The 12,409-nt window shown below is 24.9% G+C and carries 10 protein-coding genes; 7 read left to right on the top strand and 3 right to left on the bottom strand.

What is annotated here, in order from left to right; translation table 4 throughout:
• Positions 1–2,013 (bottom strand): hypothetical protein, encoded by a 2,013-nt coding sequence (locus AACK86_RS01495; protein ID WP_338982193.1) that lies wholly within the window; start codon positions 2,011–2,013, stop codon positions 1–3.
• Between the two features lie 333 nt (positions 2,014–2,346).
• On the opposite strand from AACK86_RS01495, the gene AACK86_RS01490 reads away from it, so the two are divergent.
• Positions 2,347–6,816 (top strand): ABC transporter permease, encoded by a 4,470-nt coding sequence (locus AACK86_RS01490; protein ID WP_338982192.1) that lies wholly within the window; start codon positions 2,347–2,349, stop codon positions 6,814–6,816.
• Between the two features lie 243 nt (positions 6,817–7,059).
• Here the strand turns inward: AACK86_RS01490 and AACK86_RS06870 are convergent, their stop codons facing one another.
• Complete coding sequence (locus tag AACK86_RS06870) at positions 7,060–7,452, bottom strand: transposase family protein (RefSeq protein ID WP_422398306.1); 393 nt, start codon at positions 7,450–7,452, stop codon at positions 7,060–7,062.
• A complete protein-coding gene (locus tag AACK86_RS06865; protein WP_338982632.1) occupies positions 7,437–7,889 on the bottom strand; it encodes a transposase family protein in 453 nt (150 codons plus the stop codon). The genes AACK86_RS06870 and AACK86_RS06865 overlap by 16 nt, the downstream gene beginning before the upstream one ends.
• Before the next feature lie 68 nt (positions 7,890–7,957).
• Between AACK86_RS06865 and AACK86_RS01480 the strand changes: the two genes are divergently transcribed.
• The 6 genes from AACK86_RS01480 to AACK86_RS01460 all read left to right on the top strand — a co-directional run bounded on the left by AACK86_RS01480 (position 7,958) and on the right by AACK86_RS01460 (position 12,362).
• The gene (locus tag AACK86_RS01480; protein ID WP_338982191.1) at positions 7,958–8,248 is read left to right on the top strand and encodes a hypothetical protein; all 291 of its coding nucleotides are present in this window, start codon (positions 7,958–7,960) and stop codon (positions 8,246–8,248) included.
• A gap of 208 nt (positions 8,249–8,456) precedes the next feature.
• Positions 8,457–8,675, top strand: a complete 219-nt coding sequence (locus AACK86_RS01475; RefSeq protein ID WP_338982190.1) for a hypothetical protein — start codon at positions 8,457–8,459, stop codon at positions 8,673–8,675.
• A 27-nt stretch (positions 8,676–8,702) separates the two neighbouring features.
• Positions 8,703–9,047: a hypothetical protein gene (locus AACK86_RS01470; protein WP_338982189.1), complete on the top strand. Its 345-nt coding sequence runs from the start codon at positions 8,703–8,705 to the stop codon at positions 9,045–9,047.
• Positions 9,048–9,112: 65 nt separating this feature from the next.
• A complete protein-coding gene (locus tag AACK86_RS06860; protein WP_422398264.1) occupies positions 9,113–9,565 on the top strand; it encodes a helix-turn-helix domain-containing protein in 453 nt (150 codons plus the stop codon).
• On the top strand, positions 9,550–9,942 hold the full coding sequence (locus tag AACK86_RS06855) for a transposase family protein (RefSeq protein ID WP_422398319.1): 393 nt from the start codon (positions 9,550–9,552) through the stop codon (positions 9,940–9,942). The genes AACK86_RS06860 and AACK86_RS06855 overlap by 16 nt, the downstream gene beginning before the upstream one ends.
• Positions 9,943–10,643: 701 nt before the next feature.
• Positions 10,644–12,362 carry a hypothetical protein gene (locus AACK86_RS01460; protein WP_338982187.1) on the top strand — a complete coding sequence of 573 codons (1,719 nt, stop codon included), beginning with the start codon at positions 10,644–10,646 and terminating at the stop codon, positions 12,360–12,362.
• Positions 12,363–12,409: the final 47 nt, after the last annotated feature.

Genomic DNA, 12,409 nt, shown 5'->3' with positions numbered 1-12,409 from the left:
TTATTTAATCTCCTTATTCCTAAATGCTACAATTTTAAAATTATTGCTAGCAAGACTATTGTAATAGTTTTTTGTTTTTCATTTAATTGAATAAACATTATTCATCTTACCTTGGAAAAAACTAATATCATATGATACTTCTAATGAATTATCAATATCATTATACTGCATTTTCGTATTAGTAATCCCTCAATACTTACTATCTTGATAAAATCTCCGATATTTCATATTAATAGTGCCATTATTATCATTAATAATGCGATCTAAAATTCCGTTTTCACTTGTTAACATTGTTAACAATTTAGCAACCTCGGTTATACAATTGGGATCATCTTCTTCTTTACAAGAGCTAATAGTCGTAATAAGAGTGTCCGATACTCCATTCGGTATTAATTCACCTTTCTGACCATTATATCCAAGGATTTCTAATAATGCCACTTTTGCATGCTCGCTGTCAATTTCAATAGCAGCAAGAATCTTGTTAATCTTTGCTTCTGTTAACACCTGATCTTGAATTACACCGACTAACTTATTAATTGAGGTTAAAACATCATTTAAATTAATATTTGTATCATTAGGAAGAAAATTTAAATATTTTTTAACAGTTCCAAAAATGGGATCTAATATTTCTTTAATTTTAGGAAATGCTAATGGGAAAAAATCAGTATTTTTACAAAAAAAACTATTAAATCCCACACAAACACCACCAGCTGAAACAACATCAATTAATGGATAATCAAAAGACCGGATGAAAGTTATGAAATTTATGTTAATTTCCTTAACTAATTTATTTAATTGTGGAATTAATCTCATAATTAAAAATAACTTTCGTAAACTTAATCCGCCATCATTTAAAGAAAATACTTTTGTTAACTTATTTTTTAAATTACTAATTACTGATTGATCAAAACCAACATATGTCGTCCTTAATTGCTCATCAATAGCTTGTTGAATTTTTTTAGGAATTTTACTAACTTTGTACCAAATCTCATTGGGATCATCAAAAGGAAGACTAGCATACATTTTCATTACATAAGAAATAACTGGTAAAATTGGTACTAATAATGAAATAATATTTTTTAGATCTTTAAATCCATTTTGAAAATTTTCTAATATATATTTATTAGTTTTTATTGAAACATCATTATCATTAATATTATCTACTTCAATACCAAATGTTGCCATCATTGTATCATAAGCAGCTTCTACTTCGGCATCATCTTTACTATCATATCCTTTACAAGAACTTTTAGCTTTTTCTTTCTCTTCATCATTTTCTTTCGCTATCTTTTCTTTTTTTTCATAATTTTCTTTCTTACAACCAATTTGAACAATTATTTTTTTAATTCTTTTTTGTGACCACTGTAGTGTTTCAGCATATGTTGCTTTGCCAACAAAATTATCATTATGTTCAGTAAGATTATTTCGTAATTCAGTAATAATATCAGCATAACCACCAGCATTATAATCATTTCAAAAACTTTCAATATTACTTTTAGTTAAAAAATTCATAATAGGATCTAAAACGGACCCACTATTAAAAATTTCTTTTAATGTATCAACAGTTAAAGTGTTAAAAATTGAACCATATGTTCGAATTTTACCTAAAATATTATTTTGACTAATTAAATCAGCATAGGGTTTTACATATTTATCATTAGAGTTAATAACTTTATTAGCTAAATCTTGCGAAGCAAAAAAATCTTGATGACGAGGGAATCAATTATTATCATTGGTTTGTCCAAAATACGAATAAGAAATATTTTTAAAAATTAAATTATCAACTTTATTTTCTAAAATATCATTAATAACTTGCGAAGCATCTCATTTTTTTTCTCCACTTAATATTATTGCTTTAGTAACTTCGCCAGTAATTGCCGAAAAATCATTTAATTTAGCAGCAATGCCTTCATCAATATTAGTTTGATAACGAAAAGTACAAGCAGCTAAGGTTAAAATTTGAGAAACTGATAATAATAACACTACTCAATATTTCATTATTTTTCTTTTCATAAATTAAACCTCAACTTTTATAAAACAATGCAAGACAATTTTAAACTTTTTAGAAAAATAAAGCAAATTCAAATTATGAAAAAAAGAACAATAAACGGCAATTTTTTTAACTTTTATTTTCATAGTCTTACTTCTATTAAGAATACTATTTAGATTTAACTTTATCTATCTAAATCAATATCCAAATATTTATTTAAAAAATAAAACCAATCTTGCTACTAATATTCTTACAAGGTTGCCGTTCATAAATAAGTTGATATAATCATTTATGTTAAAAAATATTTATCTTTTTTATAATAATTTATTAAGTTGAGGTTAGGGTTAGATACATTTATGAAACATTGAAAATGAAACAGATTATTTAAGCAAGCCTTTTGAGGAGCATTTAAACATAAAATCCAAATTATTTCATTAATTTTATTAACTATTATCTTATCAACGACAATTACCTTAACTTGAATTACGACAAGATGACTCTTAGATGGTGAAACAGCAATGAATAGTGCTACAACACCATTTAATTATAGTTATCGCTTTAATAGTAAAAATATTCCTATTATTCAAAGCATATCACCAACATTTAATATTTGTACTGCTTTTAGTAAAACTTCATTAGCAGAATCTAATACTAGTAAAAGTATAAAAGATAACAGTACACCAATACTTACAATTGCGAAAGATAAAAATGACCCTTCGGGGTGTTTATTACCATTAATATCAGAAAGTTTAGATATTACGGAAAAAATAGCAAGTGATAATAATATCACAATTGAAAATATTTCCTTTAAAAATTTACTAAAATGAGAAAAAATTAATACAAATAGTTCAGCCTTTAAAAATTCACTCTTTGGTCAAATTTTACATAAAAAATATCATGACATTCCTAATAACGAATTTAAAATATTATATGAACAATATAAAACTTTGGTTGAACAATACATTAACCCAATTTTTGCCTTTTATTTATTTAATCTTTATAAAGCTAATAGTGATAAACTTAAATATCCAAAAAAAACAACTGATGCTGATTATTTTGACAAAGTTAAAGCATTTAAAGAAATATTTTTAAGAGACTTTGTTAATGCTCGTAATGGCGACAGTTGAATAAGAGATATAAATAATGAAACTGATTTATCTAGTGATAATGTTCCAATTTTTGGTGGCGGAATTAATATTTTTCAACAATTAATAAAAGAAGATTATGAAAAAAGGTTTCCTCAGGCAACAAATTTTAATAACAAAGCTTTTTTTAAACAAGGTTTTAAAGGCGATTTAGGAAATATTTTAATGAATATTAATAAAGATAATAATGAAATTAATTTTCAACTAACAAACGACCACATAAATGATAATAAGAATAGTAGTTATCTCGATGTTGCCAAATATCTAACACTTCCGATTGGTGGAACATCTTTAAGAAATAATTGAGATATTTCGCAAGCAATATGAAATCACCATAATAAATTAGTTGGCTTATTAAGTAACTTTAATGTCAATTTACGCCAAGAGTATTTATTTTCTGATTTTGCTACTAATATCCGTTATCGTGTAATTAGTATTAATCCTAATAATGACCCTAAAAAAAATAATATTAAAATCATTAGTGGCACCTATCCTACTGGTGCTAATCAAATTGTAATTAATCCTGAGTTTGCTAAAAAATATAATTATAAAATTGGTGATACTCTTAAAATTGGTAGCTATAAATTAATAATTACTGGCATTGGTGGCGATAACTTTACATCGTTACCTGTTGTTCATCCAATAAATTTTCTTCCTAATCCAGCAAAAGAAGCCGTTTTATTCGTTAACCACCAATTATTTATTCGTGATAAATTCATTCGTTATAGTGATATTGAAGATATATCTAATGTCTATTTAACATACACAGGAAGTCATATTGCCAATGATTTCGAATTATTTCGACTTTTTCTTAATGATAATTTTAAAAAAAATAATAACATCATTGAAACTGTTTATCAAAAAATGTTAGCTTACAATAACAACCCGCAAGACATTCAAAAAATTACTGAAGATTTAAAAACAACTTCAACGATTGAAAATAGTGACAGTAACAATTACATTAATCGTGGTTTTAATTCATTACCAACAATTACTAGAACATATACTTGATTTAGTATTATTATTGTTATTTTTATGACAATGTTAACAGTTTTTGCAACAGTATTAATTATTAGAAAAACCGTTGAACGCAATGCAACACAAATTGGTGTTTTGAAAGCATTAGGCTATGAAAATAAAACAATTATTGGTTCATATTGATCTTATGCCTTAATAACAACAATTCTTGCTGTACCCATTGGTTGAATTATTGGTAGTATTTTACAAATAGCCGTAATGAAAATTTTTGAAAATTTCTTTACAATTCCAAATAATATTTTTTATTTTGATATTATTCCTTTTCTAATTGCTTTGGTAATTAATATCATTGTAATTTTAATTACCGTAACAATTACCGCTTATAAACAAGTAGCAAAAAATACAATTACCCTATTGCGACCTAACAGTGATAATAAACCTTCAAAAGCAATTTCTGGCATCCACAAAAGATGATTTGCATTTGGAAGCTTTAAAACTCGGTTTCGTTTGGCATTGGCATCAGTTTCATATAAGAAAATTATTATTATGTTTGTAACAATTCTTATTGCTTCATTCACTATCGCTATTGCCTTAATGATCCCCGCTGCTGTTCGCAGTCTTGATGATTCTTATTATGGACTTTTAAAATATCAAACTAATGCTGAATTTCAACAACCGATTAGTAATATCCCAACAACTCGTTATAATTTATACCCTTGAAAAGGGATTGATGCTCAAAATCAAAGTCTTGATTACCCAATTACTGAAATTCGTCCAGTAGCTGATTACTATAAAGATGCTCCTGCTAATTCTTGAAAAAAACTTAGTGATAATAGCCAAAACATTAATTTAGATAATATTTTAAAACAAATTGCTTATAACTATTATTGAACAGGTGGCAGAGGAATTTCTTTAGGTTGATTAGAACAAATTTCTAAGGATTTTATTAATAACCCCAAAGTTTCAGAATTATTATCCACAATTATTTGTCCAATTGTAAACACTATTTTAACAACTAATTCCGAAATAAATACTAGTGATAATTGAAGAACCTGTACAATGAATGCAATTGAAACAGCTGTTCCTTCATATATTAAAGACTTTCTTAATATTTCTGGAAGAAAACAACGCTTAACAATTACTCATAATACTTTACCTTATAATGCCAATGAAGATGAATTATATACATATTATGATGCTAACTTAAATACTGTCGCTTTTAAAACACTAGGAGTAAAACCAAATAGTGATATGATTGCATTAAAAGAAAGTTCAAAATATATCCAAGAAGAAAAATGACTTGATAAGATTCCAGCAGTTATTAATCGGGCAATGCAAATAAAACATAATTTAAAAGTTGATAGTATTTTTGAAAGTGAAGTTCAACAAAAACAATTACAATATATGAGTGCTAATAATAAATGATATCCTGCTCACACTTCATTTTGAATTTATCGCGATGAAAATAACTCTGAAAATATCTATAATATGCCCTTAGATAAATGAAGTATTAATGATGATAACTCTCCTTATGGTTGAACTAACCATTATGGTTATAAAGAAAACGATATTGGTGATGATGACATTGCTAAAAGTTATCGTAACTTAAATGAAATAATTTTGCGATTACCCAAAGAAGAAATCACAATTGATAATATTAAATACCCAGCAATTAAAGACGAATTTTTAAAAGAAATTGTTAATGCAAAAATACCAACAAATAATAATAAATTTGTTATTGAACAATCACCCGACAATAAATGATGACATATTAGACCCTTTGTGCCATTTGCTACTAAAAATAAATTCGTTGATGAAACCTTTATGACATCAGCACTAAATCTCTTAAATCAATCATATGACAATCCATTATGAAATATTTTTATTGCCATACTAGACGGTAAAACTATTGGTAATAAAGAAATACCTAAAATTCTAAAAATTGATAATACCCCGATACCACAAAAAGTTAAATATCAAGTTAAAGCAATTCATGAATCTTATGGTGAATTAAAAATTTATATTAATCAACGAGTTGCTAATCAAATTCTTGGTTTTAATGCCACAACAAGTAGCGATATTTATAAAAAAGATCCTTTTAATAATGAACCATTATGATTTAATGGTCGGTTATCATCTAATCCTGAATTAACTGATGTTACTAGTAGATATTCAGCAACTTCAATTCTTGGTGATTATTCAATTGCTAGTTTAAATGATAATGTTGCTACTACTGTTACTAACAGTGAACTATTAACAGTAAAACGAGAATTAATTAAAAACTTAACAACAGTGGCTTCTAGTATTGCTGCCATCTTTATTTTATGTTCAATTAGTCTATCCGTAATTATTGTTATAATGATTTCTAATCTTCTTGTCCATCAGTTTGCTAAACTAATGGCGATTATGAAAATTCAAGGGTATAAATATCGTGAAATTAATAGTTTAACTTTATCAATGTTTATTCCGGCTGCTATTATGGGTTTTATCGTTGGATTTATCGGTGCTTGATTTATTTGTCAAGGTATCTTATGAACTATTGGAATTTTTACTGGATTCATTATTCCCCTATATTTCCAATGATGACTTTTACCAATAACATTAGCAACGATTACAATTATTTATACACTGACTTATATAATTTCAACTGAAACATTAAAACGAATGAATGTGCTTGAATTAGTAAAAAGTAGTGACGAATAAGTTATTTAAAGCAGAAAGGCTACAAAAACTAATGAAAAAAATATTTCCAACTTATAAATAAGCATTTTTTTCAATAGACTTCTTGCATAACCTATTAAAAAAATTACAAATATTTGTAAAAAGACAGTAATAGAAAAATATAATTTTAATTAATTATGTCTTTTATCTAAAAAATTAATATTTTGCCACAACAAAAAACGAATTTATTATTTAAATTCTTTAATTTTAAATAAATCTTTTATGTTAAATTAATAATTGCAAATTATAAATTGAGGCAATTAAATTAAATCTTAAACCAAATCTTTTTCTACGATTACGATATTTTTCTGTCATAATTTTAAATTTTTTAAGAATAGCAAAAATATTTTCAATAATAATTCTCATTTTTGAAACTAGTCTATTATGTTGTTTTTGTGCTTTATTTAAATGGTTTTTCTTTGTTTTCTTTGTAGGTATTAGAACATTATTGTGAATTTTTTGTATTCCTTGATAACCACTATCAACTATTAATTTGGTATTTTTTAAAATTGGGATTTTTGATTCTTTAAATAAAGCATAATCATGTTTTTTCCCAAGTGAAAAACTTGTTGCAATAATTTTTCTGGTTTCTTGTTCGATAATTACTTGTGTTTTAATGGTGTGTTTTTTCTTTTTACCAGAATAAGATTGTTTTTGTCTTTTTTTGGGCGTTGGATTGGAGTTTCGGTAGCATCAATAATAATAGTTTTATCATTAAAATAATCATTTATTAGTGCTTTTTTACCAGCAAGTTGTTGAAAATCAGAGTTTTTAATTAAAATATCTTCAATTCACTTGATATTCCGATAACAATTAGCTTCACTAATTCCGAAATTTTTACCAAGATGAAAATAAGTCTGATATTCTCGTCAATATGATAAAGTCATCAATAATCTATTTTCTAGTGATAATTTATTAGTTTTACCACCTTTTTTAAATTTTTCTATTTCAGCTACTTGTAAAATATCTAACATTTTATTAAAAGTGGATTTTTTTATTCCTGTTAATCTTAACCATTCTTTATCATTAAGAGTATTAAATTTATTATTGTTCATATTTTGATATCCTCATAAATTATATTTTATAAGAATATTTTAATAAAAAAGGTATCGCAAGAAGTCTAATGTTTAAAGTAAAAGTTCAAATGATTTTACTAATTTTGCTAACAATAATTTTCACTGATAGTATTAGTCTCGCCATGTCTACGATTAATAATTTAAAGCAAAGTAATAATTTTATGGGGCAAGACGTAAAATATGATTATTATTATTATAAATTTAATTTTTCTAACATTGGTTTTATAGAAAGCAATAAATTAACAGTTAATGACTTTAGTATTAGTAATAATCCTAATGATGATAGTCTAATAAAATTAGAAACTAAAAATGTGCAACTAATAACTAAAAAAAAATAACGAGAAATATACTATTGATGATATTAAATTAGTTAATTATTTAAAATAAGAACAAATTAATTATCAAAGTTCTTATTTTGAAAAATCAATTATTGGAAAAATTCTTAAAGAAAAATATCATTATGCCATTAACAACATTGAATTTAAACAACTTTTTAATAAATTTATTAATGTAATTGATATGTATTTTTCTTCCTTACTTAATAAAATGTTATGAAATTATTATATTAACATTTATAAAAATAATCCGAATTTTTTTCAATATCCACCTGATAATAATATTAATAATATTGAAATTTTTAAACAATATTTAATTAATAATTGACTAGCAGAAGCAAATCCAAGTTTAAAAAATAAAACTAATATTGCTAAATCAGTAACTACAAAAACAATTGAAAATAATATTTTAATGCAAATGCAAAATTAATTAGCAGGAACGGCTAGTAATTTTAAGGTGACAACAAGAAGAGAATTTATTCTTACTGACTTTGCAAGTAACTTTAATTATCGATTTGTTAACATTGATAGTCTTAATCCTCATTCCTTAAAAATTATTCAAGGTGCAAGTCCAGATGCTAGTAATCAAATTGTTATTAGTCCCCAGTTTGCAAAATTACGAGGCTATAATATTGGCGATAAAATTAAAATTGGTGATTTTAATTTTATGATTACTGGTATTGGTGGTGATAATTGAACAGTTTTACCTTCTACTAATCAATTAAATCCAATTCCTAACTATGCCAATGAACCAATAGTTTTTCTTAAAAATTGAGTATTTTTTGATAATGTTTTACAATAGACTTCTTGCGATACCTTTTTTATTAAAATATTCTTATAAAATATAATTTATGAGGATATCAAAATATGAACAATAATAAATTTAATACTCTTAATGATAAAGAATGGTTAAGATTAACAGGAATAAAAAAATCCACTTTTAATAAAATGTTAGATATTTTACAAGTAGCTGAAATAGAAAAATTTAAAAAAGGTGGTAAAAATAATAAATTATCACTAGAAAATAGATTATTAATGACTTTATCATATTGACGAGAATATCAGACTTATTTTCATCTTGGTAAAAATTTCGGAATTAGTGAAGCTAATTGTTATCGGAATATCAAGTGAATTGAAGATATTTTAATTAAAAACTCTGATTTTCAACAACTTGCTGGTAAAAAAGCACTAATAAATGATTATTTTAATGATAAAACTATTATTATTGATGCTACCGAAACTCCAATCCAACGCCCAAAAAAAGACAAAAACAATCTTATTCTGGTAAAAAGAAAAAACACACCATTAAAACACAAGTAATTATCAAACAAGAAACCAGAAAAATTATTGCAACAAGTTTTTCACTTGGGAAAAAACATGATTATGCTTTATTTAAAGAATCAAAAATCCCAATTTTAAAAAATACCAAATTAATAGTTGATAGTGGTTATCAAGGAATACAAAAAATTCACAATAATGTTCTAATACCTACAAAGAAAACAAAGAAAAACCATTTAAATAAAGCACAAAAACAACATAATAGACTAGTTTCAAAAATGAGAATTATTATTGAAAATATTTTTGCTGTTCTTAAAAAATTTAAAATTATGACAGAAAAATATCGTAATCGTAGAAAAAGATTTGGTTTAAGATTTAATTTAATTGCCTCAATTTATAATTTGCAATTATTAATTTAACATAAAAGATTTATTTAAAATTAAAGAATTTAAATAATAAATTCATTTTTTTTGTGGCAAAATATTAATTTTTTAGATAAAAGACATAATTAATTAAAATTATATTTTTCTATTACTGTCTTTTTACAAATATTTGTAATTTTTTTAATAGGTTATGCAAGAAGTCTATTTAATGCTTACAAAATAATTATTAGTATTACTACTATATTCATTGCCATTATTAGTTTTTTAATTTTTTCTCTAATAATTAAAAAAGCCGTAGAAAGAAATTATCAGCAAATTGGAACTCTAAGAGCATTAGGTTATTCAAAATTTGCCATTACTTCATCATACTGAGTTTATGCTATTCTTAGTTGTTGTATTGCCTTACCAATTGGCTGATTTTTAGGTACTATTGGTCAAATTGCAATTATAGAAATTTTTAGTAATATGTTTATTATTCCTAATAACACCATCTACATTGATTTTACTAGTTTAGTGATTGGTTTTTTGTTCTTGCCATCTTAACAATCACTTGTGCTAGTGTCATAGTTTTAAAAGCTATTAATATCCCAATTAGTGAACTATTTCATTCTCAGATTAACTATAATAAATCATCAAAATTTATTTTAAAAATTTATCATCGCTATTTTGCTTTTGGTAGTTTTAAAACTCGTTTTCGCATTATTTTAGCTGCTGTTTCTTATAAAAAACTTTTTTTAATGGCTTTAACAATTCTTATTGCTTCGTTTACTATTTCATTATCGTTACTAATTCCGATTAATATTTTATCGCTAGACAAATCATATTATCATGATATCAACTATCAAACTAGTGTTGAATTTTATCAAGGAATTAATAATATGCCCTTAAATCGTTATAATTTCTTTCATTGACAAGGAATTGAATATGAAACTACTGATCCAATGTATCCAATTAGTGAAAACCGTTTAATTTCTGAATATATGAAACAAAAAAATGATTCTGTCTGAACTAATATTGATAATCCAAAATCACCTAATAATATTAATTTTTCTGATATTATTAATCAAATTAGTTATAATATGTTTGATTTTTCAGGAAAAGCAATCTCATTAGAATGACTAGAAGCAATGGATAATAAATATCAAGGGCCAGCAGCAATGAATGCTGTCTCCAATATTGTTTGTCCCATTTTTAATCTAATTGCTAATGGTACAAATGATATTGACAATAACCAAGATTGAAGACAATGTGTGGAAAATGTTATTGCCAGTGAAATGCCTTCTTTTGTTAAAAAATATTTAAATAATCCTAAAACAAAAAATCGCTTTGCAATTGGTTTTAATACTTTACCTTATAATCCCTTAGAAGATGAATTATTAACGCACTATAATTCAAAAATTAACAATGAAAATATTAAAACCCACGGTATTAAACCAAATAATAAAATGGTTAAAATATCTGATGAATTACAAAATAAACTAAAAACAACAAAAACTATTAATAATAAAATTATTATTCCCATTATCATTAATAAATCTTTACAAATTAAACATCATTTAAATGTGGGCAATATTATTGATTTTACAAATACAACTCGTTCTTTAAAATATACTACTAATGAAAACAAATGAAATAAAATTCCTAATAACTGATGAGGTTATAATTCAAAAAATCAAGAATTTATTAATGGTAAATGACAACCTCAACTTAACACCGAAAATATTTGAAAAATGCCTAATGATAAATTTACTAGTGCTAGCGACAAAGTAACTTATGGTTGAACAAATCATTACGACTATCAAGGTACTAACGAGAATGATAAGGACATTGCCCAACAATATTCTAATGCTAAAACTTATCGTAATCTTAATGATGTCATCTTACGATTACCTAAAAATGACATTAAAGATAACAATGGCACTATTATCTATCAAGGCATTAGTGCAGCAACTAATAATTACTTTGAAACTTTAGAAGCTAAACAATTACCTATTGGGCACCAAGATAAATTTATTATTGCTACTGATGAAACTAATAATAAGTGATGAGTAATTCGTCCTTATAGCATTTTTTGAAATAACAAAACTAAGCAATACATTAACAACTCTGACTTTTCAAGTGCTCTTAACTTAATAACTAATGGTAAAAATTTATTTACCTTACTTTCATCAACATATTGACAAAGTAAACCAGAAGAAATGAAAATTGGTATTGACCATTTTGCTAATGAAAGTAATGTTGATGGTCCATATCAATATGAAGTTGTTGGTATCCATAATTCTTATAATGATTCAATAATATTTATGGCACAAGATTATGCTAATGATATTATTGGCGTTCCTAACACTAAATCAAGTGATATTTATCAAAAAGACCCTTTTAATAACATTGCTTTATGATCCAATGGTCGTTATTCAAACAATCACGAACTTATTGATATTACAACAAGATATTAAACATTTTCTACAAATGTTTTATATAATAGACTTCTTGCGATACCTTT

Origin of the sequence: Spiroplasma endosymbiont of Eupeodes luniger, from assembly GCF_964019525.1 — a bacterium.
Classification (GTDB): Bacteria; Bacillota_I; Bacilli_A; order Mycoplasmatales; family Nriv7; genus Nriv7.
This window is presented reverse-complemented; position numbering and strand designations above follow the sequence as displayed.